At 39.1% G+C, this 26,449-nt stretch carries 22 protein-coding genes; 7 read left to right on the top strand and 15 right to left on the bottom strand.

All coding sequences use genetic code 11. The annotated features are described in order from the left end of the window. Nucleotides 1–71: 71 nt before the first annotated feature. The 6 genes from AC27IF_RS02585 to mgtE all read left to right on the top strand — a co-directional run bounded on the left by AC27IF_RS02585 (nt 72) and on the right by mgtE (nt 5,230). The gene (locus AC27IF_RS02585) at nt 72–1,595 is read left to right on the top strand and encodes an RNA polymerase factor sigma-54 (protein WP_487051886.1); all 1,524 of its coding nucleotides are present in this window, start codon (nt 72–74) and stop codon (nt 1,593–1,595) included. A gap of 25 nt (nt 1,596–1,620) precedes the next feature. Next, a complete protein-coding gene (hpf, locus tag AC27IF_RS02580; protein ID WP_487051884.1) occupies nt 1,621–1,908 on the top strand; it encodes a ribosome hibernation promoting factor in 288 nt (95 codons plus the stop codon). A 17-nt stretch (nt 1,909–1,925) separates the two neighbouring features. Continuing rightward, the gene (locus AC27IF_RS02575; protein WP_487051882.1) at nt 1,926–2,378 is read left to right on the top strand and encodes a PTS sugar transporter subunit IIA; all 453 of its coding nucleotides are present in this window, start codon (nt 1,926–1,928) and stop codon (nt 2,376–2,378) included. Between the two features lie 175 nt (nt 2,379–2,553). Next, nucleotides 2,554–3,411: an RNase adapter RapZ gene (gene rapZ, locus AC27IF_RS02570; RefSeq protein ID WP_487051880.1), complete on the top strand. Its 858-nt coding sequence runs from the start codon at nt 2,554–2,556 to the stop codon at nt 3,409–3,411. Between the two features lie 5 nt (nt 3,412–3,416). Beyond that, a complete protein-coding gene (locus tag AC27IF_RS02565) occupies nt 3,417–3,695 on the top strand; it encodes an HPr family phosphocarrier protein (RefSeq protein WP_487051878.1) in 279 nt (92 codons plus the stop codon). Nucleotides 3,696–3,871: 176 nt separating this feature from the next. Then, a complete protein-coding gene (mgtE, locus tag AC27IF_RS02560; RefSeq protein ID WP_487051877.1) occupies nt 3,872–5,230 on the top strand; it encodes a magnesium transporter in 1,359 nt (452 codons plus the stop codon). 30 nt (nt 5,231–5,260) lie between these two features. On the opposite strand, the gene pmbA is transcribed toward mgtE, so the two are convergent. Continuing rightward, the gene (gene pmbA / locus AC27IF_RS02555; protein ID WP_487051876.1) at nt 5,261–6,628 is read right to left on the bottom strand and encodes a metalloprotease PmbA; all 1,368 of its coding nucleotides are present in this window, start codon (nt 6,626–6,628) and stop codon (nt 5,261–5,263) included. 96 nt (nt 6,629–6,724) lie between these two features. Here pmbA and yjgA point away from each other — a divergent pair, with 96 nt between their 5' ends. Further along, complete coding sequence (yjgA, locus tag AC27IF_RS02550) at nt 6,725–7,243, top strand: ribosome biogenesis factor YjgA (protein WP_487051874.1); 519 nt, start codon at nt 6,725–6,727, stop codon at nt 7,241–7,243. A gap of 55 nt (nt 7,244–7,298) precedes the next feature. On the opposite strand, the gene tldD is transcribed toward yjgA, so the two are convergent. The 14 genes from tldD to AC27IF_RS02480 all read right to left on the bottom strand — a co-directional run bounded on the left by tldD (nt 7,299) and on the right by AC27IF_RS02480 (nt 26,363). Then, on the bottom strand, nt 7,299–8,738 hold the full coding sequence (gene tldD / locus AC27IF_RS02545) for a metalloprotease TldD (RefSeq protein ID WP_487051872.1): 1,440 nt from the start codon (nt 8,736–8,738) through the stop codon (nt 7,299–7,301). Between the two features lie 14 nt (nt 8,739–8,752). Beyond that, nucleotides 8,753–9,595 carry a carbon-nitrogen hydrolase family protein gene (locus AC27IF_RS02540; protein WP_487051870.1) on the bottom strand — a complete coding sequence of 281 codons (843 nt, stop codon included), beginning with the start codon at nt 9,593–9,595 and terminating at the stop codon, nt 8,753–8,755. 2 nt (nt 9,596–9,597) lie between these two features. Beyond that, nucleotides 9,598–13,617, bottom strand: a complete 4,020-nt coding sequence (locus AC27IF_RS02535) for a YhdP family protein (RefSeq protein WP_487051868.1) — start codon at nt 13,615–13,617, stop codon at nt 9,598–9,600. Nucleotides 13,618–13,651: 34 nt separating this feature from the next. Beyond that, on the bottom strand, nt 13,652–15,109 hold the full coding sequence (gene rng, locus AC27IF_RS02530) for a ribonuclease G (RefSeq protein ID WP_487051866.1): 1,458 nt from the start codon (nt 15,107–15,109) through the stop codon (nt 13,652–13,654). Between the two features lie 71 nt (nt 15,110–15,180). Next, nucleotides 15,181–15,777, bottom strand: coding sequence for a Maf family protein (locus AC27IF_RS02525; protein WP_487051864.1), 597 nt, complete (start codon nt 15,775–15,777; stop codon nt 15,181–15,183). A gap of 21 nt (nt 15,778–15,798) precedes the next feature. Continuing rightward, on the bottom strand, nt 15,799–16,278 hold the full coding sequence (gene mreD / locus AC27IF_RS02520) for a rod shape-determining protein MreD (protein ID WP_487051862.1): 480 nt from the start codon (nt 16,276–16,278) through the stop codon (nt 15,799–15,801). After that, the gene (gene mreC / locus AC27IF_RS02515) at nt 16,278–17,180 is read right to left on the bottom strand and encodes a rod shape-determining protein MreC (protein ID WP_487051860.1); all 903 of its coding nucleotides are present in this window, start codon (nt 17,178–17,180) and stop codon (nt 16,278–16,280) included. The genes mreD and mreC overlap by 1 nt, the downstream gene beginning before the upstream one ends. A 180-nt stretch (nt 17,181–17,360) precedes the next feature. Further along, on the bottom strand, nt 17,361–18,404 hold the full coding sequence (locus AC27IF_RS02510; RefSeq protein WP_487051858.1) for a rod shape-determining protein: 1,044 nt from the start codon (nt 18,402–18,404) through the stop codon (nt 17,361–17,363). 166 nt (nt 18,405–18,570) lie between these two features. Continuing rightward, nucleotides 18,571–23,466 carry a DUF6701 domain-containing protein gene (locus tag AC27IF_RS02505; RefSeq protein WP_487051856.1) on the bottom strand — a complete coding sequence of 1,632 codons (4,896 nt, stop codon included), beginning with the start codon at nt 23,464–23,466 and terminating at the stop codon, nt 18,571–18,573. A 104-nt stretch (nt 23,467–23,570) separates the two neighbouring features. Next, on the bottom strand, nt 23,571–24,002 hold the full coding sequence (locus AC27IF_RS02500; protein ID WP_487051854.1) for a PilX N-terminal domain-containing pilus assembly protein: 432 nt from the start codon (nt 24,000–24,002) through the stop codon (nt 23,571–23,573). Continuing rightward, a complete protein-coding gene (locus AC27IF_RS02495) occupies nt 23,992–24,852 on the bottom strand; it encodes a prepilin-type N-terminal cleavage/methylation domain-containing protein (protein WP_487051852.1) in 861 nt (286 codons plus the stop codon). The genes AC27IF_RS02500 and AC27IF_RS02495 overlap by 11 nt, the downstream gene beginning before the upstream one ends. Continuing rightward, nucleotides 24,852–25,406 carry a type IV pilus modification PilV family protein gene (locus tag AC27IF_RS02490; RefSeq protein ID WP_487051850.1) on the bottom strand — a complete coding sequence of 185 codons (555 nt, stop codon included), beginning with the start codon at nt 25,404–25,406 and terminating at the stop codon, nt 24,852–24,854. Before AC27IF_RS02490 ends, AC27IF_RS02495 begins: the two co-directional genes overlap by 1 nt. Further along, nucleotides 25,396–25,860 carry a pilus assembly FimT family protein gene (locus AC27IF_RS02485; protein ID WP_487051848.1) on the bottom strand — a complete coding sequence of 155 codons (465 nt, stop codon included), beginning with the start codon at nt 25,858–25,860 and terminating at the stop codon, nt 25,396–25,398. Before AC27IF_RS02485 ends, AC27IF_RS02490 begins: the two co-directional genes overlap by 11 nt. Before the next feature lie 29 nt (nt 25,861–25,889). Continuing rightward, nucleotides 25,890–26,363 carry a type II secretion system protein gene (locus AC27IF_RS02480; RefSeq protein WP_487051846.1) on the bottom strand — a complete coding sequence of 158 codons (474 nt, stop codon included), beginning with the start codon at nt 26,361–26,363 and terminating at the stop codon, nt 25,890–25,892. Nucleotides 26,364–26,449: the final 86 nt, after the last annotated feature.

The raw sequence follows: 26,449 nt of genomic DNA, 5'->3' as shown, positions 1-26,449 counted from the left end.
GTACTTAGCAAATTAAGCTATAATCCAAAGTAAATAATATAAACAAAAAAACAGGATAAGATCAAAACTAAATGCGTCCATCACTGCAGCTCCGAATAGGACAACAACTTACCATGACGCCGCAACTGCAACAAGCGATCAAGCTTTTGCAGCTCTCGACGTTAGAACTTCAGCAAGAAATTCAAGAAGTCCTTGAAAGTAATCCGCTGTTAGAAGTTAATGAAAATACTCCTAGCGACACTAACGAAAATAGTGACAGTAATAATGAAAAGCTAGAAGAAGCGTTTTCATCAACAACGGATAACACTGAACAGGCGACTGTTGAAGGCAGCGAAGATGCCAGTGCAACTATTGACGAGATAACTACCACGGAAGCTTTAGCGCAAAATGATATTCCAGAAGAATTAAATATCGATACCACTTGGGAAGAAAGTTATAGTGCGGGAACATCCAATACCGGCGCAGTGAGTAGCCCTTCTGAAGATTATACATATCAAGGTGAAACGACTGATTCCATTCAAGATCACTTATTATGGCAAATGGAATTAACCCCTTTTACAGATACTGATAGAGCCGTAGCTATTGCGATTATTGAAGCGGTTGATGATGCTGGTTACTTAACCGTTTCTTGTGATGATATCTTAGAGAGTGTAGGTATTGAAGGGCTAGAGCTAGATGAAGTAGAAGCTGTATTAAAACGTATTAATGTTTTTGACCCTATAGGTGTAGCTGCCCAATCTATCGCAGATTGTCTTACCATTCAATTAAATCAATTTGATGACGATACCCCTTACCTAAAAGAAAGTAAGCACATCATTAGTGAGCATATTAACTTACTGGGTAATCGAGACTACCGCCAATTAATGCGTAAAACCAAACTTAAAGAAGATCAACTTCGAGAAGTGATGCGTTTAATTCAAACGTTAAACCCTCGTCCTGGTGATGCCGTCGTTCAAGGTGATGATCAATACGTTATTCCTGATGTTTCTGTAGAGAAAAAAAATGGTCGTTGGATAGTCGAGTTAAATCCTGATACTGCACCAAAATTGTCGATTAATCAGCAATATGCCGCCATGACCAAAACGACAAAATCATCAAGTGATGATGGGCAGTTCATTCGCTCAAATTTACAAGAAGCTAAATGGTTTATAAAAAGTTTAGAGTCACGTAATGACACTTTATTAAAAGTCTCGAATTGTATTGTACAGCGTCAACAAGGCTTTTTAGAACATGGTGCAGAAGCAATGCGCCCCATGGTACTAAACGATATAGCCGAAGCGGTAGATATGCATGAATCAACTATTTCTAGAGTAACCACTCAGAAGTACATGCACACCCCAAGAGGTATTTTTGAATTAAAATATTTCTTTTCAAGTCATGTGAGTACTGAGAATGGTGGTGAATGTTCATCAACTGCCATACGTTCACTCATTAAAAAGCTCATTTTGGCGGAAACACCTGCTAAACCGCTAAGTGATAGTAAGATGGCTGATTTATTAGCCGAGCAGGGAATTAATGTAGCCAGACGTACTATAGCCAAATATCGAGAATCATTGTCTATTCCACCGTCTAACCAACGTAAAAGTTTATTGTAAATTTAACTTATTAAGGATCACGCTTATGCAAATTAACCTTACTGGCCACCATGTAGAAGTTACAGCCTCTTTACGCGAATATGTTAATACTAAGTTTGCTAAATTAGAGCGACATTTTGATCACATAAACAACGTTTACGTTGTTCTTACCGTAGAAAAGTTAAACCAAAAAGCAGAAGCAACAGTGCATTTAAATGGCAGCGAAGTTCATGCTTCAGCCGTTAACACTGATATGTATGCTTCAATCGATACTTTAGTTGATAAATTAGATCGTCAAGTACTCAAATATAAAGGCAAAATTGCCAATCATTAAACTTCGTTCAACCTATTATGACTTTACAAGATATCTTAACACTGGACTGCACAGCTTGTGCAGTTCCAGCTAGCAGTAAAAAACGCATTCTAGAAACATTGTGTCAGCTTGCCGCCCATGAATTAGGTGAGAGTGACAGTACTATTTTATTAGACAGCTTACTTAATCGAGAAAAGATGGGCAGTACTGGTATTGGTAATGGTATTGCTATTCCTCATGGTAAATTAAAGAATTCAGATAAAGCCGTTGCGGTATTATTGACGACAGAAAAAGCCATAGAATTCGATGCTATAGATAACAAACCTGTCGATATCTTTATTTGTCTTTTTGTACCTCAAGACAGTACCCAAGCGCATTTAGAAACTTTGCAGAGTATTGCTAAATTATTTAGTGAGCGAAAAACTGCGAAACAAGTGAGAAAGTGTATCAATAAGCAAACATTATTTAACTTAATTCAGCAGGCACATTAATTTACCAGCACATAATTATCATTTGGTAAATATTATTGAAACAGCACTTAAGTGATTGTAATAATAAAAAATTATCATTAGAACCTAATTTAATATACACATAAGATTGCAGATCAAAGGTAACGAGTTGCTTGTACTTCTCAATACTAATATCTAGTAACTCGAGACATCACCTATGAAACTTATAATTGTTAGTGGCCGCTCAGGCTCAGGTAAATCTGTAGCTTTAAGAGTATTGGAAGATTTAGGCTATTATTGCGTTGACAACATCCCTATTAATTTATTGCCAGCATTAACTCATACCGTGATAAACGATTATGAAACCGTTGCTGTGAGTCTAGATGTACGTAACTTACCTAATGATCCTAAAGATATCCCTGATATTATTAACTATTTACCTAATGCGGTAGAAGTCACCACTTTATTTTTAGATGCCGATGATAAAGATCTCACAAGACGCTTTAGTGAAACTCGTCGATTACATCCATTAATAAAAGAAAATATTCCGTTAGATCAGGCGATTGCCTTAGAAAAGAAACTATTATCTCCTATTTCTACTCGTGCTGATTTATACATAAACACTAGTCAACTGAGTCCACATCAATTAGCCGATTTAGTGAGAGAAAGAATTCTAGGCAAGAAAACCGGTGCCATGGTGCTAGTATTTGAATCTTTCGGGTTTAAGCATGGCATCCCAGCTGATGCCGATTATGTTTTTGATGCCCGTTTTTTACCTAACCCTTTTTGGGAAAAAGAGTTAAAAGCCCATACAGGCTTAGAGCAGCCAGTAAAAGACTTTCTTGCTAGCCAACCTATAGTGACAAAATTTATTTGGCAAATTAACAGTTTCATGATGACTTGGTTACCACATTTAGAGCGCAATAATCGTAGCTATGTCACCATAGCAATAGGCTGTACAGGTGGAAAACACAGATCAGTTTATATTGCAGAGCTACTGGCCAGTAACTTTAGAAAAGAACAAAAAGATGTACAAACTCACCATAGAGATATAGAAAAAAGTAAGAGTAGCTAACACTTATGAGTAACATTATATCTAAAGAATTAACCATCATAAACAAGCTAGGATTGCACGCACGTGCCGCCACTAAGCTAGCTCAGTTATGCCAAAACTTCACTGCTCAAATATCCCTTGAATTAGAAGGTAAAAGTGCTGATGCTAATAGCATTATGGCCATTATGCTACTTGCTGGTGGCCAAGGAAAAATCGTTAAGGTAACTGCCCAAGGTCAAGATGCTGAGCAAGCGTTAACTGCGATTAGCCAGTTGATTTGTGACAAGTTTGATGAATCAGAGTAAAGTGCAGTTTTTTGAATTAAATTACACACGACAATATCTTTATAAATATATAAAAAAGCTGATAAAACCACTAAGTTGCGATAAACTTATCTTGTCATAGCAATTGGGTTAACATTTAATTGCTAGTGAACATCTGCAAAACTTTTCTCGAATAATAACCAATAGATTAAACCGTTATGTCAGAGCTAACAGAGCAAGAAGATATACAACAAAGACTCCACCAAGTTAATGAAGCTCTTGGTGATGGTATGTTTGTTTATGTTCGAAAACTTCTACAAGAGTTACCAGCATACGATTTAGCATTAATTCTCGAATCTTCCCCTGCCAAAAACCGTCTTGTTTTATGGCAACTCATCGACGCTGAATTTCACGGTGAAGTATTAGAAGAGCTTAGTGAAGAGGTACGTAAAGGCATTCTTAAGGGCATGCGACCTGAGAAGCTAGCCGCTGCTGCTGAAGGCATGGATGTCGATGATATCGCCGAAGTACTACGTACTCTACCTGACAGCGACTATCAAGAAGTTCTCAACTCGATGGACTCTCAGGATAGAAGTCGCATAGAAACAGCGTTATCTTATGAAGAGGATACTGCTGGCGGTATCATGAATACCGATACCATCACCATACGTCCAGAAGTGACTGTGGATGTAGTATTGCGTTATTTGCGCTTAAAAGCTGAGCTACCTGAAGCAACCGATTCTTTTTATGTGGTTGATCGCAATAATCATTTTATTGGTGCCGTCTCCTTAGCTGCCATTATTACCGCTAAACCTGAAGTGATCATTTCTAGTTTGATTGATGCCGAGGTTGAAGCAGTCCAAGCGGATATGAGTGAACAAGACGTTGCACAATTGTTTGAGCGCCATGATTGGTTTTCTGCTCCTGTTGTCGATCAAAAAGGCCACTTACTGGGTCGTATAACTATCGATGATGTTATTGATATAATCCGTGAAGACGCAGAGCACTCAATGATGAGTATGGCGGGTTTAGATGATGAAGCTGATACCTTTGCGCCAGTAGTAAAAAGTACCAAACAACGTTCATTATGGCTTGGCGTCAATCTAATAACAGCATTAATGGCAGTTGCTGTTTCGAGTATGTTTGAAGGTATATTAAGTCAGTTAGCAATCTTAGCCATATTAAATACCTTAGTACCTAGCATGGGCGGTGTTGCTGGCGGTCAAACGTTAACCCTAGTTATTCGTGGTATGGCACTAGGGCATGTTGGGGATAGCAACGCAAAAGCATTATTATATAAAGAGCTTGCAGTAGGTTTTTTAAATGGATTAATTTGGGCTTTACTTATCGCTTCTGTCGTCGCACTTTGGCAGCAAGATATCGTATTAGGTGGGGTAATAGCCATTGCCATGCTAATGAACATGACAGCAGCCGGTTTAGCAGGCGTTGCCGTACCTATAATCCTTAAACGCATGGATATTGACCCTGCCTTGGCTGGCACGGTCATCTTAACAACGATTACCGATGTTGTTGGTATCTTCGCTTTTTTAGGTACTGCAACACTTTTCCTTTCTTAACCCCTACAGAAAGTAAATATCAATGAAATGCTACTGGCCAGCCACTTGCATTTCATTAATTAGTATCGAGCCTGTTCTGATACTACCGTGCATATCAATATCAGAGCCGACAGCAACAATACCTTTAAACATATCATCTAATTTACCTGCAATAGTGATTTCACTCACCGGATAGGCTATCTCACCATTTTCAACCCAGAAACCTGCAGCACCACGTGAGTAATCACCATTAACAACATTGACGCCTTGCCCCATCAATTCAGTTACCAGTAGGCCTGTCCCTAAGGTTTTCAGCATGGCATCAAAATCACCTTTGTGCTGAGAGTCGTTGCTCGTTACTAGCCAATTATGAATACCACCGGCATGACCTGTAGTTGTTAATCCTAATTTACGTGCTGAGTAACTGGTTAATAGATACGTTTGTAAGGCACCATCAATGATGATGTCCCTATCAATCGTTGCCACTCCCTCACTATCAAAAGCACTACTAGCTAGTGCTTTAGGGATATGTGGGCGCTCTTGAATAGACAAGAACTCAGGGAAGATATTTTTACCTAAGGCATCTAATAAAAAAGAAGATTTACGGTATAAGTTACCACCACTAATAGCCGCAATAAAATGCCCCCAAATGGTGTTGGCAATATCAGCACGAAATAGTACTGGGACTTTCATCGTCGATAATTTTTGTGGATGTAAGCGTGAAATCACTTCTTTGGCAGCTTTACTACCAATGCTAGTGCCACTTTCTAATAAAGAAAAATCACGATTAACATCGTAAGCGTAATCACGTTGCATTTCATCATCACTACCGGCAATAACGACACAGCTCAGACTATGACGAGAGCTTGGATAAGCCGCAATTTGACCATTGCTATTACCATAAACTTTAAAGCCTGCAAAACAATCTAAACTAGCACCATCAGAATTGGTGATGCGTTTATCGCTATCTAAGGCACTTTGCTCACACGCTTTGGCAATGTCTATAGCTTGCTCTGTTGATAACGCTTTTGGGTGATACAAATCCAAATCCATATCGTCCATAGCTAACAAGGCTTTATCAGCTAAACCTGAGCAATCATCAACGGAAGTATATTTAGCAATGTTAACGGCTGCTTCTACCGCTTGTGTTAATGCCTTTTCTGACAGATCGGCTGTTGAGGCGCTACCTTTTCGTCCTTGCTGATAAACCGTAATGCCTAAAGCACCATCATTGGTAAATTCAACATTTTCTACTTCACCTAAACGTGTGCCTACGCTTAAGCCTTGTTGCCTGCTCATCGCGACTTCTGCGCCGTCGGCTCCCAAGGATTTTGCTAGCTCTAGCACTTTTGCAACACGTTCTTTGACTTCACCCATTTGTGCGATTAATGGCTCGGTAGTTTTATTTGTTGTGGTCATAACTCTATCTATTTAGGCTTTTAAATATCAACTTTACCGGAATTTGCGTATAATAAAGTTAGTATTGATTAATTTTGACTTGTAGTAACCACTATTATGCCCCACTCTGCCAACGATATCGACGACTTAGCATCAGAAATAGAATTAAAAAGTAAAACCGAAATAAAAAAAGAAATGCATCAGTTGCAAGACTTTGCTCAGTCTTTGGTGGAAATGTCTAAACACCAACGTAGCCTATTGCCTTTAAGTGAAGATCTTAAAGATGCCATGGTAGTAGCCGATAAGATTAAAAATAAGCACGAAGCTGCGCGTAGACATGTTCGCCACATAGCTAAGATATTACTTGAAACAGATCTTGCGCCCATTCATCAAGCGATTGCGGTTATGGAAAATAAGCACCAACAAGCAACAGCTAAGTTCGAGCGCCTTGAAAGTTTGCGCGATCAATTAATTGAGCAAGGTAATGAAACAATTGAAGCGCTCTTAACTGAATTTGAGAGCATGGAACGACAAAAATTAAGACAGCTGGTTCGACACGCAGCAAAAGAGAAAAAGGCAGAAAAGCTAGGTAAGCATTATAGAAATTTATTTGCTTATTTGAAAGAGAATAGCTAATACAAAAAAGCGGGGTATAAACCCCGCTTTTTCATCAACAATTACCTAATAGAAACTATTGCGTACCACCGATAGTCATCTCATCTATCTTCAATGTCGGCTGACCAACACCCACCGGAACACTTTGCCCATCTTTACCACAAACACCGACACCTGCATCTAGTTTCAAATCATTCCCCACCATAGAGACACTTTTCATTGCCTCAGGTCCACTACCAATTAACGTAGCACCTTTAACTGGTGTGGTTATTTCACCATTTTCGATTAAATAAGCTTCTGAGCTAGTAAAAACAAACTTGCCTGAAGTTATATCCACTTGACCTCCAGCAAAATTAGGGGCGTAAATACCTTTCTTAACCGACTTAATAATATCTTCTGGTGTCGACTCACCACCAAGCATATAAGTATTTGTCATGCGGGGCATAGGTAAATGGGCGTATGATTCTCGTCTGCCATTACCGGTAGGTTTCACTCCCATCAAACTAGCATTGTGTTTATCTTGCATGTAGCCTTTTAAGATCCCTTTCTCAATCAGTACATTGTATTGCCCTGGCGTCCCTTCATCATCAATACTCAAAGAGCCACGGCGATTGGCCATGGTGCCATCATCAACAATGGTACATAAATCAGAGCATACCTTGCTACCCACTTTTCCTGAAAAAGTCGACGAGCCTTTACGATTAAAGTCACCTTCTAAACCGTGACCTACAGCTTCATGAAGTAATACACCTGGCCACCCAGCACCTAAAACTACAGGGAACGCTCCAGCAGGAGCTTCTATTGCCACTAAATTAACTAATGCTTGGCGAACTGCTTCTTCTGCAAACGATAAATAACGCGCTTTTCCCTGCACAGCTTCAAAGAAATAACTATAATCTGTTCTCGCACCGCCACCGGCACTCGCTCGTTCACGCTTACCATTTTCTTCAACTAATACAGAACAGTTAAGGCGCACTAAAGGGCGAATATCGGTTCCGTAAGTACCATCACTAGCGGCAACTAATATTTTTTCATAAACCCCTGATAGACTAACAATAACTTGTGATACTCGTTTATCTACTTGTCTAGCATGAGCTTCAACTTCATGTAACAGTGCTATTTTTTGTTCTTGAGTTAAACTGCCTAAAGGCTCTATCGCTTGATAAACCTTAATGGGTGACTGACGCTTAAATGCTTGAACAGTTGCTCCCTGACCACTATCAGCGATACCTTTTGCTGCATCAGCAGATTGCTGTAGTGCAAGCGGAGAAATATCATCTGAATAAGCAAAACCTGTTTTTTCGCCTGATATAGCCCTAACACCAACGCCACGCTCCATATTATAAGAGCCTTCTTTTACTATGCCATCTTCTAGCATCCAAGACTCATGTTGACTTGACTGAAAATATAAATCAGCAAAGTCTATTTGTCGCCCCATCATACTTGTTAAAGTGGTCGATAAAATAGCGTCATCTATATGGCTATCGGCTAGTAAGGCTTGCTCTACTTTATTCATTCATAACTCGGTTGTTAATTGGATAATATGGCATGCGTCAACGGCATACTTGCTCTAATTCGTTTAATTTCTTCTGGGTCGTACTCAGCACTAATAATGCCCTCGCCTCTTTCAAGACAAGTTAACACTTCGCCCCATGGACTTATTATCATTGAATGCCCCCATGTTTCTCTGCCATTTTCATGCACGCCCTCTTGTCCTGCGGCAATGATATAAACTTGGTTCTCAATGGCACGAGCGGTTAACAGTGTTTGCCAATGCGCTTTTCCTGTTACGCGAGTAAAAGCACTGGGTACAGTGATTATTTCTGCGCCAAGTGTTCTTAGCGTTTGATAAAGTGCTGGAAAGCGAACATCAAAACAAATCGTTGCACCAATTTTAGCTGATGGCGTATTCACAAGGCAAGTTTGACTTCCTGCTTGAGTATATCGCGATTCACAATATGTTTTTTCACTATCTTCAACATTCACATCAAACAAATGTATCTTGTCATAACGGCCAACTAATTCACCATCAGGGTTAAAAGTACAACTCGTATTAGTAAATTTATCACCCTGCTCAGTTAACAGAGGAATAGTGCCGGCAACTAAATAGACTTGAAATTGCTTGGCCAATTGACTTAACTCTGTTTGTAAGCTGCTAATAAACTTACTCTGCTCAAGTTTATTATGCTTAGCTAATTCCAACTGAGCTCGATCTGTACCACCAAAAAACAAACAACATTCGGGCAGAACGACCAAATTTTCATCATTGGGTGAATTCTGTTTCAACTTAGCCAGTTGCCGAGCAATTGCGTTAAGGTTATCGGCAATCTTTGGTTTAGCATTTAACTGAATAGCACTGAGTATTAAAGTCATTTTTAACCATTATCCAGTGCATTGATTGAGTTATTGATTTGCTCGGTTTCGTTATATTGCATCAATGACTGCGGCTTAAGATCTTTACTTTCTTTATTCTCATTCTTATCTTTATTATCAACAAATTCGGGTGGTTTAGAGCGACCAACACTGATATCTCGAGATTTACGGTTAACCTCTTTAAAGTCCGGCTCTTCTATACTCCCGGTAAGCTCAAAATTAAATTCTGAAACCACCTGAGAGGTAATCACTTGATCTATCGCGACACCGGCTAAAAACACCACGGGGTTCAACGTCGCTATCCATGCTAGAACAGGTAAACTCGACGTCAAATTAGGTTTATAAGTCATTTGATAATCGAGTACATCATTAACAAAATTAGTGTTGCCTTTGACGTATAAGTTTCCTGCTGTACCATTCATGCGTGTATTATCTGTATATAACACGCCATCTTTAATATGATAATCACCTGTCATGTCACTATAAAACATGCCATCACTGAAAATATCACGAAAATCCAAAGTTAACTTCCTAACGAGTGAATCTAAGCTCAATACTGAAAATATTCTCGCTTTATCACTTACTTCAGCTAAATAACCGTCATCAACAGTTGCTTTTATATCGCCATTTAAATTTTCAGAGCCAAAATCATGTGGGCCACCTTGCCATGCCAAGGTGAAATCTAATTCACCGCCACTATCACGAATAATGGATGCATAACCAAGCTGCTCCAATTCGTACTCAATATCTTTTAGCATTAAATTGCCGCGAACATTTGTCATAGAGCCATGGGCATCTTTTTGCCACTGACCAGTAAGCTTAAATTCAGCTTGTTCACGTTTAGCGTTAAAATAATCGATATTAATAACCTCGTCATTTTGACGGGTTAATGAAAAACTTACTTGCCCTAAATCCAGTTTATCCACTTGGCAGCGTTCACAAAATAATGTGACTTTCGGAATGTTAGCAAAAACATCCTGTTCATCATTAACTGCCACAATGCTGTCTTTTTCAGGTGATAACTCATCATTAGTTTTGTCAGTGGAAAAATGGATAAAATCAGCATTAACATCAATCCCTTGCTCAAGCCAATCAGGAAAGAATTTGATGCGACTACGCGTTTCTTTGGCGTTAAGCTGTAATAGCCACCAATGATTTTTATCGAGTAAATTAAAGGAAACGTTATTCAATTGTTGTCCCAGAATATCTAACTGAGCAATCGTACCGCGAATACGCTCAGGCGTAGAAAACAAAGGCGCACTGTTATCAATTTCACCGCTAGACTCTGTCTCATCATGACCTGCCGTGACAGAGTCGATAATATCACTAATGAGAGGTTGCCAATGATTAATATCAGCTTGCGCCAATTGCGTAGTGATATGAAAACCAGCCATAGGTAATAGCATTTTCTCATCACCTAAAACAAGGTGTGAGCGCTCAAAGTGACTCGTATCATGCTTAAGCTCACCAAAGAAACTCAGCTGTTCGCCATAGCTAGCATTAATAGTAGATTTATCTAGTTGACCGGTAACTGAGACAGTTAAAGGAACTTTTTGCCCTTGAGCATTGTTATAAGGCTGCGGTAAATTAAGCGCGGCTTGTTCGAGCTCACTATCAATTGTAAAGTTATAAGAGAAGCCACTATTATGATGCTGATGCAAAGATAAAGCACCTTGCCACTCTACTTGACCACTGGCGTACTTCTTCAATAAAGGTGTCACATGTTGTTGCCAACTTGCTTCTGGCCAGCTGGCTTGTATGGCAATGTCGGTATCATAATACTCTTCTCGGTCAATGCCGGTTATATCAAGCGCTATAGGCATGCCTAACCAAGTCAACGACAGCGCTTTGGTCGTGATTATTTCATTAGCAAAATGTAATTGTCCATTAACCTGAGCAAAATTCATCCTAGGTTGCTGTAATGCCACAGTATTATCAGAAAAATCAATCACACCGCTAGCTAAGACTTGCTCTGTATCATTAAGCGGCAAGTTTAAATGAAATTCACCAGCAACATCACCACCAACCTGAAGTTGTGTCAGCACAGTGCCAACGCTGCCTCTTAGTGGGCTATTCATCATTAAGTTTTCAATTAATTGTGCCGCTGAGGGTTTAATCAGCGTATCAACCGTTAAGATTTGTTCACCGCTTAGGTCGTCAATTGAGGCTTGCATACCATCAACGCCAAGCCCTAAAAGCTCACCATCACGTCCTGTAATTAACATGCTGTTATTGGTGAAATTTAAGTTCGCTGAAAAATTATTGATATTTGGCCAATCATTAGCAAAATTAAATACTGATTGTTCAAGCTCAGCATCAACAACAAAAATGCCCGAATGGTCCGTAAAAGGAAAATGTGAAAGTGGGCCATTCATTAAGACTTGAGCTTGTGCGATTTTTCCTGAAACGATAGCTGCATTTAGATAATCAACTAAATCAGCACTCATAGTAGTTAATGGAAAGTAATGCCCTGCTTTGTTTGCTTCACCGTCTGTAATGGTTGCTAACAATGACATAGTCGTATCACTGTCTTCTTCTGAAAACAAAGCTAAATCGGCACTCATGGTCAATTCTGGCGATGTCACCGAAATGTCATTAACCAGTACATGCCAACCTTTCTTATCGGGAGTGAGAGCATTAAAATTAAGTTCGACATCCGCACTTAGAGATTGATAAACAATCGGGGCAACAAAAAGCTGCTTGAAATCTAAATCACCATCCGTTGCTTCTAAATCCAAATGCAAGGTATCTTGTGTGTAACTTAACTCTCCAGATAAGTTTTTTACCCCAGGTATTCCCTGACTATAATGCGTTGATGTTTCACTAAACGTAGCAAGAGCTTGTATATCATCAATAGACTTTCTTAAGTAAATATCTTGTGCATTGCCAGCAATATTTAACTGAGCAAGTAGTTCCCGTGTAGATTGCTCACCGATAAATAAGGGGGAAACTTGGCTGATTAACGCTAAATCAAAAAATGATAAATACACAGAAAAGCCTTCTGCTGTTTTATTCATTTGAATAATATACTCTTGCTCATCCGCTTGATTGAACTTCATGTTCAGTGGGGTCGAATAGAGCTTAAAAGTTGCTGGTTGTGCTCCTTTTACCACTAATAACTGACCTGAGCTTAACGACAAGTTATTTGGCCCAGTCTTGTCTTGCCAGCTTATATGGTTTTCATGTAACGCGACTTGCAAACGCTCAATTTTACCATTATCCACTTTCAGCCAAGTAGAAAAACCAATATCAGCTTTAGTTTTCTCATTATCTAACGCTAAAACAGTATCTAACCATGGGGTAATATCGAGATGATTCGCTTCTAGGTACATTAACCCTTTTAATTCATCAACTGAATCACCACGAAGATCAATCTTTAGGTTTAGGTTATTACTACTTAATTCATCGACAATCACAGTTCCCTGAGCCTGATGACGGCTTTCATGGTTTTGCCAATGTAGATTACTCACATGAAAGTTTCGAGTGAGTACTTCGTTATAAATCACCACATGACTGTTGCGTAAAGTGAATTTACTCAAGCGGTTCAAGAATATCGAGGAAATCTGCTCAAATCCCTCTAATGCACGATCTTCAGATTTAGCTGCTGCTGGATTTTCAGTTACTGCCTCATCGCTGCTCCAAGCCCCTTCGGCTAGCTTTATTTCTGCACCATCTAAAATTAAGTTACTTGATACCAAGTTTTGCTTTTGAATAGAAGACAGAAAATCAATTTTCATTTCAATGCTTTCTATATGTACATAAGCATCATCTCTATCAAGGAAAGTAACTTGCTTAGCTATGATTGTTGGCCCCCAACTTTGCCAGCTCATACCTAAACCACCAATAGTGATATCGGTTTGGTTATTTTCATTAATATAAGTTTGAAAGTCTTCTCGGTAGTGTTCTACATAGGGTAATAACAAACGTAGGGCGCTGATCACTACCGCAAGTAATACTAGCAATATTGCCAGTATCTTATAAATACGGTTTAACCAACGATTTGAGACGCTTGTAACAGACATTAAAAATTATTTTCCTATATAACGACGCAATCGGCTACATCATTACTACATCAAATTGTTCTTGTGAATACATAGTTTCCGTTTGTACTTTTATTGACTTACCGATAAAGACTTCCACTTCCGCTAAATTATGAAATTCGTCATTCACTAAAAAGTCACTCACCGCAGAAGAAGCATAAACGATAAACGTATCAGCATCATGAGCTCTGTTGACTCTTACGATTTCACGTAATATTTCAAAACAAACAGTTTCAACAGTTTTTAGATTACCACGACCAGTACATACAGGACACTCATCACATAATATATGCTCTAAACTTTCCCGCGTTCGTTTACGAGTCATTTCAACCAAACCCAGTGAAGAAAAACCACTCACACTATGCTTAACATTATCTTTAGACATAGCTACTTCTAAGCTGCTAAGTACACGGCGTTTATGATCATCATTATGCATATCAATAAAATCTACAATGATTATGCCGCCTAAATTTCGCAGTCTTAATTGTCGAGCAATAGCTTGAGTCGCTTCAATATTAGTACTAAAAATTGTATCTTCGAGATTTCGATGACCAACAAAAGCGCCGGTATTGATATCGATTGTTGTCATGGCCTCAGTTTGATCAATAATTAAATAACCACCTGATTTTAATTCGATTTTACGATGTAGCGCTCGTTGAATTTCTACTTCAGCAGAAAACAAGTCAAAAATGGGTCGCTCACCTGGATAGTATTCCATGACCTTCGTAAGCTCAGGTACAAACTCTTCACTAAATGTGCGTAACTGATCAAAAGTCAGCTTTGAATCAATCCTAATTCGTTCAAACTCCACTCCAACAAAATCCCTCAACACACGAAACGATAAAGATAAATCTTGATAAAGTGGCATTTTTACTTGTTTACGCTGCTTACGCTCTTGCACTTTCTTCCATACACGTTGTAAAAAAGTCGCATCATGCTTTAACTCTCGCTCTCCGGCCCCTTCACCAGCGGTTCTAACAATAAACCCCTGCTCTTCATCACAATATGGGCTAATGATATTTTTTAAACGTTTACGTTCTTCATCATCTTCAATACGCTGTGATATCCCGGCATGACTAGAGTGAGGCATCAGTACTAAATAGCGAGAAGCAATAGTGATATCTGTCGTTAATCTAGCACCTTTAGAGCCCAAAGGGTCTTTAACCACTTGCACCATGATGTACTGCCCTTCGTGCACTAAAGAGCGAATATCTGGCACCTGATCAGTTTCTTCTTTTAAAATAAGTTTTGAATTAATATCTGATGCGTGTAAAAAAGCAGCTTTATCTAAATTAATGTCTACAAAAGCAGCTTGCATACCCGGTAGTACTCTAATGACTTTACCTAAGTAGATATTGCCAACAATACCTCGCTTTGCTTCACGCTCTATATGTACTTCTTGCAACGAGCCATTTTCGATCAAAGCAACACGCGTTTCGCTTGGGGTAACATTAATTAATAATTCACTACTCATTTTATTCCTACTCCTTGCTTTCGTGCGCTAACGACTTTAGCTAAGACACGGTTAGGTGTTCAATCTGATATTCAAATACCCTGGATACTGTTCGCTAAACCTAAGCGAGCTAATAACTGCGATGTTTCATATAAAGGTAACCCCACAACCGCAGAGTAACTACCTTCAATACTGGTAACAAACTGCCCGCCTATGCCTTGAATGGCATATGAGCCTGCTTTATCGCAAGGCTCGCCAGTTTGCCAATAACGCTGCATTTCGGGGGTAGTTAATGGCTTGAAATTGACTTGCGTTGTTACGAGCTCTTTAACGGCTATATTAACACCTACCACAGCAATACTGGTTAAAACTTGATGATTTTCACCACTTAATTGTTTCAAAGTATCAATACACTGCTTTTCGTTGGCAGGTTTACCCAGTATTTTATCACTGTGAACGACACAGGTATCAGCACCCAACACCAATGTATTGGCTTGCTCTTGCTCAGATAGACGGTCAAAGATCACTTGTGCTTTTTGCAGAGCTAAGCGCAGAACATATTCATTGGGGCTTTCATCAAGTTTAACGCTCTCGTCAATATCAGCAACTATGATTGAGAACTGGTAACCCAATTGATTTAACAGTGCTTGTCGACGAGGTGATTGTGAAGCAAGTACAAGATTTTTCATTATGTTTAGTTCTATTGTGAGCTATTTAATCGAGAAATGTCGACGAACTTTACGCAGTAATAAAAACATCCAAGGCCATAAAATAATAGAGGTGATCACTGGATATAAATAGCTCGTTAAAAATACCACATCGATTAAAAATCGCTGTAGCCAAAAAACCACTAAGTGATACAAGGCAGCAACGACACCGGCAATAAGTGCTTGCTGACCAACCGAGAAGTTTCTTATTTTTTGAAAATTCTCGGCAACAATATAAATAGCAACAGCCATGGCTGCAGCGTGTACACCCAATACAGAGCCGAGTAATACATCTAACAAAAATCCCATCAGCCATGCGGTAATAATATTAATTCTATTGGGTAATGCCATCGTCCAATAAATTAACACAATCAATACCCAATCTGGACGAAAAGCATCAACACTTAACGGCAGCGGCATAATTGTTGCCATTAATGCAATTAATAGCGAAAAGATAATAATAATGCCATTGTGCGCAAACATTATTCTTCAACCTCTGGTGTCGATTGAGAAGGCTCTGTGTTCATCACTTTCTTATTTTCTTTCGGGGCGAAAATACTGTTAACATTTTTCTCAGAGAGTAAAAGCAAATAACGTAACCTGTCTATTTGAGCAATTGGTGTACTGTAAACGCTAACAAATTCACGTGATTCATCTTGACTTACAAATGAAACCGTCGCGACAGGATAACCTTCAGGATATTTCCCGCCTAAACCTGAGCTAACTAATATATCCCCTGTTTGCACATCCGCGCTATGAGGGACAAAATTGTGAGTTAATCGATCGATTCGGCCACTACCGCTAGCCACTAATCTCAAGCCATTACGTTTAACTCTTACCGGTACTGCGTGAGAAATATCGGTAATTAAAATAACTCTCGAGCTCGTTTGACCCACATGCAGTATTTGCCCAACAATACCTTGTGCATCAAGTACCGGCTGACCTTCATAAACGCCATCTGCAGAGCCTCGATTGATCACCACTTGATGTGTATAGGGATCACTACTAACAGAAAGTACTTCTGCTACCATTTTTTTAATATCACTGCGTAGCGGAGAAGCAAGTAAGGAGCGCAAGCGAGCATTTTCTTGCTTGATAATATCAAGCTGAATACCTTGCTCTTGAAAGGTTAATTCGTTTAAACGGTATTGTTGGTTTTCTGCCATCAATTGTTTGCGAGTGACGATATTTTCTGAAGCCCATGTCATCGCCTGTTTAGGTGTATTAGCTATATATTGCAATGGGCTAACTAGCGATTGTAAATAACCTCGAACTGACTCAAAGCTCGCCATTTTATGGTCGAAAAAAATCAATAATGCAGAACAAAACAGCACCAAGACTAGTCGGTGCTGTGGGGATGGACCATGTTTAAAAATTGGGTTCATAAAAAACCAGTTACGGGTTATCAGTTATGAGTTTCGAATATGTATAAAGAACATTTCCTAAGCTGTTGGGTTTTCGCAGGTATTTAATTCAAGTACAAGGCGAGAGCACGGAGTTGACGCTAGTCAATGAGTACATTCAACGCAGTAGTTGGCTTAAATAGCAATGAAGGCCCACAGCTTTTATTCATAGGAGAATAAATCGCCCCCATGCATATCAATCATCTCTAGGGCTTTACCACCACCACGAGCAACACAAGTTAATGGATCTTCAGCAACAACAACAGGAATACCTGTTTCTTCCATAAGTAAACGATCTAAGTCTCTTAATAAAGCGCCGCCACCGGTAAGTACCATACCACGTTCAGAAATATCTGATGCTAGCTCTGGAGGTGATTGCTCTAAGGCAACCATAATAGCACTAACAATACCCGTTAACGGCTCTTGTAATGCTTCTAAAATCTCGTTGCTATTCAAGGTAAAGCTACGTGGTACACCTTCAGCTAAATTACGACCACGAACTTCAATTTCTACTAATTCTTCACCCGGATATGCCGAGCCAATTTCATGTTTAATACGCTCGGCCGTAGCTTCACCAATTAAACTACCAAAATTACGACGTACATAGTTAATGATAGCTTCATCAAATTTATCACCGCCAATACGTACCGAAGAAGAATAAACTACACCGTTAAGTGAAATAATGCCTACTTCAGTAGTACCACCACCGATATCAACAACCATTGAGCCAGTCGCTTCAGATACTGGCATACCAGCACCGATAGCAGCAGCCATAGGCTCATCGATTAAGTAAACTTCACGTGAGCCTGCGCCCATCGCTGATTCACGAATAGCACGACGTTCTACTTGAGTTGAACCACATGGAACACAAACTAAAACTCGCGGACTAGGACGTAAAAAGTTATTGCTATGCACTTGTTTAATAAAGTGTTGTAGCATTTTTTCAGTAACAAAAAAGTTAGCGATTACGCCATCCTTCATTGGACGAATAGCTTCAATATTTCCAGGAGTACGACCTAACATTTGTTTAGCAGCAACACCCACTGCTGCAACACTTTTCGAACCACCCGCTCTGTCTTGACGAATAGCCACTACTGAAGGCTCGTTCAATACAATGCCTTGGTCTTTAACATAAATAAGGGTGTTGGCTGTACCTAAATCGATAGATAAATCGTTAGAAAACATACCACGTAATTTTTTAAACATAAGCTCGAAATGTCCTGTGAAAATGCGCGTTAATTTATAACTTGAATATATTGCTTATTATTGATCGACCAATCATACCTGAGTATTAATATTCAGGCTACTTGAAAATACTAAATTAAAGAATAACCTACCCGTTTAGCACATATGCGCGAATAAGTTTCTGCCTCTAATGTACTTCTCGTTGGTAAATAATTCTGTCATTGCCGCGAAATAAGCCAAAGGTTGCGACAGCCGTTGGGTTTTCATCAAATGATTTGATAGAAACTCCATCCCAAGTCCAATCGTATTTTAACCAATCATAGATTTCATATTCGACATTTACATTCCCTTGCAGGCCTGCACCGGGAGCGGTTAAAACCATGGCGTTTGATTCACCGACAGGTAGCTCATCATCAAGTTGTCCTGTAGCAGTATTTACGCCGGTATCATCCTTATCGAGTGTGCCATCAGTTAACTCAATTTTAGCAGCATCAAACGCAGTACAAGTATCAAGTTCATTAACAACAAATATTCCGTCAACATTCATATATTCGACTGAAAATGGCTGCGGAAGATCGGCAGTCTCTGGTCCAAAACTGTTTTGTAAACGTGCTCGACCAAAGCGAATTTCTTTACCCGCTGGCTCTAGCGTAATCACGGTTGCATCTTCTAGTATTGGCCCCACACCATCAGGATCGCCATCCGTATCATTGGCTCTAACTTCATCTTCATCTTCAACCATGGCAAGCCTTAAGTTGATATCTGCGATGAATAAAGGTATTTCAGAATTGGGCTCATGAGTATAAATAAAGTTATCTTCATCACTATATTCATAAGTGATCACAGCACCTGTTTCCGTCAATTCACCATCAAAGTAATTTGCCGTCAATTTCACTTTATTAGTATCATCACGCCCGTTTTGTGTTCCATCTTCAAGAGGCGCATCGATTAAGCCCCCCATACCATCGTCCACTTGAAAACGGCTAATACCTGTTAATAATAACTTATTAAAATCACCGGTATAATTTTCAGTGTGATCACCAGACTTAGCTTGCGGGGTAATAGTGACTGTTGGCAACGCAAGGTATTGCAAAACACCGACATTTTCATCGGCAACCGTTCCTTGGCCTATGTAGGCAAAATCCATATCAAGATTAACATCAGCACACACTGAAGCAAGACTGCCATCACCTGAGCCGGCTATCGATAACTCAAAATGATGAGGAATAAAGCGGCCGACAAAAGGTTCAGTGCCGGAGACATTATCAACACCTAAATAGCTGTTATCAGTTAAGGTTGCGGCAAAGTTTATTATCCCGACTTCATCATAAGTCATGGCGTTATCGTTAGCTGCGCTATTAGTGGCAACACCTAAGACAAAGTCACTAAAGCTGCTATTGGTCAAATTACCTAACACTGCAGGGTTTGGTAAATGAAGGCTGTGGTTAATCACGGCAGTTTCAGGGGTGTCTTCTTTACCAAAATTTAACGTAGGCAAATTATCTGATAAGTTCGCGCCATCATCTGGCACACCATCATTATCTTCATCATCACCATCTTGCCACTGCACAGCCGTCAAATGGGTGGTAAAGTCCTCTCCAGCAGCAATAAAAACATCCCCCAAGTCGCTAATTGCTTGTGGATTATTTTCAACATTTACATAAAAGCCAAGCGGTTTAACGACAAAGGCATTAGAGGTGCCTGTCATATAATTTCCCGTTGGATTGCCATCTTCATCAGGAATGTTATATCTGGCATGAAGTTGAACACTGCCTGCATCTGGATAGGAAAAAACGAATTCGGCGGTATTAACACTATCATCACTAAAGTCTAAATTTACTGAGCTATAGGTTAATGTCGCGGCTTTATCTAAAGTATCAATAGCCACTGGAGTAGTAAGATTATTTATCAACACTTGCTGACCAGCACAAGCCACAGGGTCTTCACACGTTGCCGCCATTTCAATAACCGTAGTATTAATAAGTGCTGCTTGGCAAGCTCCTGAAACAGGGTTGGTTTCAATCGCCTGAACAAATAGCCTTGATGCGTTGTAGTCTATATTTGATGATTTTCCAGATAGTTGTGTTGGAATAGCCGTGCCTTCAGTATCGGCATAAAACCTAAAACCAGTATCTGCAAAAGTAACATCACAATCACCGGGGCTGCCGTTAACACACTCAAAAGTTTGATCTAAACTTAATGTGGCGACACCTGCAGTGGGGTAATTATAGCTAGTATCTGTACTGCCAATAACAGTCACGGTTTTATTAAAAATACCATTGACGGAAAGCTGCACATCAGTCGCATCTGTGTTAAGCATGGTACAAGAAGCATCGGCACAGGCCCTGATGGTGATATTATCAGCATCACAGGTAAGTCCTTGACCATCAATAACATCTATTTCAAAGTGATCGATATATGATGCACAAGGATGAGTGTCATTATAGATAATATTGACTTCGCTACTTGATATTGCTTTATCATAAACTCTAACTTCATCTATATTACCGTCAAAAAATCGTCCTCCAAAGCCTTGATCTTGTCCTATTTGAAGAGGATCATTATTTAACGGTAAAGTACCACTGTAATTCCTGCTACCTTTTACATCTCCATTTACATATATAAACTGCTCTCCGCTTTTATAAGTAATAGCAACATGATACCAATTATTCGCAACTATATTTGCTCCTGTTGTAGCAAAAGAACCTGAGCCCCACCACCAAAAAATTTCACCTGATGAATCCAGATGAAATTCATAATTTTCATCTTTAGACAAAATAGTTTTCAAGCCCGAGTTATGGATAACGTCGGCTCTTATCCATGTAGTTATGGTTAATTCATCGGTAAGATCAAACGCTGGATTATCTGCTATTTCTACATAATCGTTAACACCATCAAACTCCCCATAACCACAGGTTCCAGGGTTACCCTCGACAGCAGGAGAAGACCGTTGTGTGTTAGCGCCATTGAAGGCTTGAGCATTAAAGTTACCTGTTTGATCAATAACTTCACCGGCGATACCCGACCAAGAGAGCTCATCCATACGCCATTCGGCGATAACATCAGCTTCACATGAAGGCTCATCGTTCATATCCGCTTGAACTTCCGCTTGGCTGATGACTTTCTCATAAATGCGAACTTCATCAAAACGACCATTAGCTGAGGTTCTTGAAGGCAGCGAGCCATTATTATTTCGTGCATATACGCTTGAGTTATCGGCAAATATGATATCGCCAACATCACTTAATTGACCACTAGTATTGAAAGTTTGTTCAACCAACAAATTTCCATCTAAATAAAGCTGAAAAGAGTCGTTGGTAAAATCCCAAGTGGTGGTTAAATAATACCAAGTATCGGCATCTCGAACTGTGCCATTGGGTTCATTTAATTTAAAATCTCTATCATTAGAATCTTCAAAGGCAAAACGCAACCGACCATTACTTAAGATTTCTAAAGCAAAATATTTACTGCCCGCAGTATCAGGGCCTAAAGTTGCGTCAAAAAGAGTTCTTTCCCCTCGGCTATTATAACCACCTTCATCCCAGTCAGTATTGCTATTGAACCAAAAACTAATACTACCTTGGACACCGACATCATTTTCTAAATCAATGTTTGAAGAGAAGGCATTGTCTGTTTCTGTGCCTTGGTTAGTGCCATTTGAATCAAAACCTCGACAATATTTGCCTTCGGCAATTGAAGCACCGCCAAAATTAGTTCCGTGATTATTAAGGCCGCTTGAGTCGTTAATTTGAGTAGAGAAATCGGTTTGTTCAAATTGATACAAGCCGAGCATATCTGAATTAGGGGAAATTGATTCACAAAAATCACCAAAATTTGGTTCAATTGAGCTATATGTTATTTTTGATTGATAATTAAGTTGTACATTTTTACCGTTAATTGCTCCTGTTATTTCAACTTCATTGTCAATTAAAATATCTTTCTTACTATATAAAAAACCATTAACTTTAGCTCTGAAGTCGATAGTAATATCTTCATTGCTGTATAAAAGTATACTTTCAGCATTTCCAGCAATGTTTATTTCATTTTCATTTTCTAAATAGACTGTACTCTTAACAAATAGTCGAACAACACCACTTCCTTGTATTGTTATTTTACTTTGAAAATTAGTCAATAATGAGCCAGATACTTTATAATCTCCCGGCTCTAATTGTAATTCAGCCCGAGTATCTAAAGTTATATTGTTATAATTTCCTGGACTAATCAGCTGTACTTTTTCAAAGCCCACATTAACGTTATTACTATTATTAGGAAAATCATTCCAGTTTATCGACTCTGCCGAGCTTCCAGAATGGGTACAATTAACGGTATCACACGTCAAAAGTACGTTAACACTATCATTAATCTCATTGTTTGATTCTAGTATATTATCAGGACTATTAAATACTTGAGCACCTTGCTCAAAGGTAATATCTCCGCTATTACTATTGTTTTGCACTGCATCTGGAAAAATCATATCACAGCTTGGAACTGTTGCAGGTGCAGAAGTTTTAGCTTCAATTCCACCATTAGCGACATCTCCCACTAATTGAAAGTCTCCAGAAGCAAAGTTTGCATGTTGCCCTTGTGAAGCAAACAACTCTATTGATGCGCCCCCCGTATGCTCAAAAAACACTAAATCTAATGAATATTCACCTATGGAAAGTTCGATTTGACCAAAAAAATCTCTAACACTATGGCGAGAATCATCATTAATTACAGTAGTGCCATCAATGATTAAACGAGCACCGTCATCGCTACTCGTACCAAAGGTATACCAACCAGATGTTTCTATGACAATAGTTGCCGTTGCATGCACAACAAAAGTATCGGTTGCACCTGAAAAGTCAGCAGAAGGGCTAAAATGACCTTGGCTGCCTCTTCCATCCCATAAATTAACCGTATCGCCAATATAACTGGTTGTAGTTACATTGCCATGAGTCAATGCAATGGTAGCGTCAGCATTCGCTAGTGAAAGAACATTAGTATCAGTATCGTAAATATCAATGTTTATATCAGCATTAGCTAGATTGCAAAACTGAAGTAAACTAACAAAGACTACAAATACTATTGAATTACACTTCATTCTGACTACCTTTTTCCAAGAGATTGCAAGGTGTATGATGGAAGGTAAGACAAACATCAAAATTATTACCGGTATTTAATTGAGTTTTAATTTGACTATACACCTTATAAACTCCTCGCCTCTACCTCAATCGTCCGACTTGTAACAACATCTGCCACCTCACAAATACCTACACTGGTAACGGTGTAATATTGAATATCATCATGCGAAATATCTTCATTACATAAAACCTCAAACCAGCAACCTTCTAATCCTTGTGTATTACCAATATCCGGTTCTACACTACCACTATTACAGGCAGTTATACCGACGGTATTTAGTGGAAATAATTCAGATAACTGCCATTGAATACCTGTTTGTGCCGCTGCATAAGCTCGAGTGCCTATCACCTCATATACCACTGTTTCACTACTTGAGTGTTGCATACGAACCAATGCAGTGCCTAACAAAGTCATAATAACCAAGACGAATATCGCAGTAACCAAGGCACTGCCTGACTGTTTTTGATTGACGTTAATAATTGCATTACGGAACATTTGATACCTGCACTTCATTATTAAAAACAATGTGTTCGTTGTTAACGCTAAAAGCAAGCTTAACCAATACCATGGAATTTCTTAACTGAGTCGCTTCCGTTAACCAAAACGGCGGAATAACCGTAAGTCCTTCATGAATAGTGATATCTTCAGCCATTAATACCCCTGCTGAACTTGGTGTACCATCTGCAGCTCGGCTGTAATTCTCATGGCGTCTTAACGCTTCATTTTGAACACAATAACTTACCGAATGATTGAAAAAGTATAAACGATTAGTGGGAGAATCTTCAGTAAAGGTTTGTGCTGAATCTAGCTTTATTGTCCATTCATTACCTACTTCAATAATAGCATTATCTTTTAAAGTAAAAATTTTATTGCTTGTCCCACTATAAAAATCTTCATTATTGAGAACATAGACGCCAACCTTCAAATCAGGGCTAAAACCGTTATTAAATAAATCCTTATTAAAAGCTATCACCTTGATATCTTCTGTTGCTATCTCTGGAGGTACCGCAACATCGGTATAAATAGCGCTTAAAATAATTGGCGTAAATTCAATGCATCGCTCTGCTGTTGCACCATTTAAGGTATTAGCAGTGAGCCTTATACTATTAGGAACCGCAGCTCTTAATTCTCTATTTAACCGTTCAATGGCAAAGCGTGCTGACGACACAACTTCTTCTCGATCTGCTGCATCGGTATAAACTTGAGTACCAAAGTTTATAAAGGTACTTACCCCAACAGCCAGCACCCCTAAAATAACGATAACCACGATGATTTCAATTAAAGAAAAACCACGACTCTTATTAAGATTACTGCTGCCTAATATAGGTGTTTTGTTGCTAATCATTAGAAATTTGCCTTATAGGAAGCAAAGACATAATCAAAGTTTTGTGGCGTTGTTACGGTAATAGTGACCCGTTTTACTAATTCAATACCAGAGCTACAAGTTGCAGTATAATTACTGTAGCAAACCGATATCGAAACATTAAATCCAGGATAGAGATCTGTAAAGCTTTCGCCTAAAGCATTAGTTTCATTAATAAAGTCAAAATCAATATAGTCATCAACATCATTATATAAAGCGCGCTTTGTTTCCCTTGTGTCTGCGCCAAGCGTAGTAGAACAGTCATTGCTACCATCATTTGGCTCACCACAACGTACTAAACCGCCCGCCATGTCCGATTGCTGATCAAATGCTCTGGCAAGAATTTCATTCATCATAGACTGACCTAGCTCTGCGGCTCTTACTTGATGAAGTTGTTCGGCGCTCTTTTCAGTTAAAGGTAAAATCAAGGTGGTGAGTAAGGAAAAGGAAATAGCTAAAACCACAATACCGATAATAAGCTCAATCAAGGTAAAGCCGCGTGATTTTACTTTTATGTTAATAGAGTTAGCTACCATGAATATATCCCTCAGACTCAATGGTGACCGTCAGTGTACTATCCCCAACAATAGTAATTGAGCAGCCACCGCAACTTGGTCGCCCCATACCATCAAAAGTAAATGATACTATGCCAGAAGAAAGATCGAAACGGACATCATGGCCTGACTCGATAACCACAGAAGTTGTGTCACTAAACCAGCCGCCAGTAATATTAGGGCAGTCTTCGGGAATGCCAATACCGTCTTCGGTAATTAGCACCAAATGACAACCACCGCCATTGGTTTGCTGCATAGCCCTAACTTGAATGGCGCGTAGCGTAGTAATGACATCATCTTCATAAGTGTATTCTTGAAAGCCACTAGAGTTGAAAAATTTTGGCACTACAGAGATTGCCATAATCGCTAACATAATGATGACCACGATTAGTTCAATCATGGTGAAACCTTGATTTTTAGCAGATGATTTTTTCAAATTTAGGCTCATCAATAGTTATTAGCTTTTTACGTACAAGGGTTTACCCTAATAATAGGGCGTGATGAAGAAGTCGCTTGTCGATAGGAAACAATACATGGATCGCTATCAAGCGTTGGCGATGTATCCGCAGGGTGTATTATCAGAGAAAGGTCTGCGCCAATTGAAATTGAAAAGTCATTATTGTCTATATCTAAAAGCGCCTGCCAATCAGCAACCACTTCTTTTGGGTAACCGTAATTAATTTCTAACACGGTACCATCCGTTAAAATAATTGACGGAGTAGAGACATTACTCTCTGCAATATTTTGATTACCAGCAACAATCGACTTACCATAAACTAAAGCAGCCGCCCCTTCCATTGCGGCTTTAACACCTTCAAGCGTTGCGGTTTGAGCATCAGCTTGTAGATTAATAAATTTAGGTACTGCCGTAACGGATAAAATACCTAGAATAACAATAACAACGATCAATTCGATTAAGGTAAAGCCTTTATTATTCATTTATCTCTCTACTACAATAATTTAATTTTTAACTAACCAATAAGCACTGGTTTATAACTTATTATTAGTTATCTTACCTTAGTTTA

It is taken from the genome of Colwellia sp. KS18-150, assembly GCF_057551365.1.
This window is presented reverse-complemented; position numbering and strand designations above follow the sequence as displayed.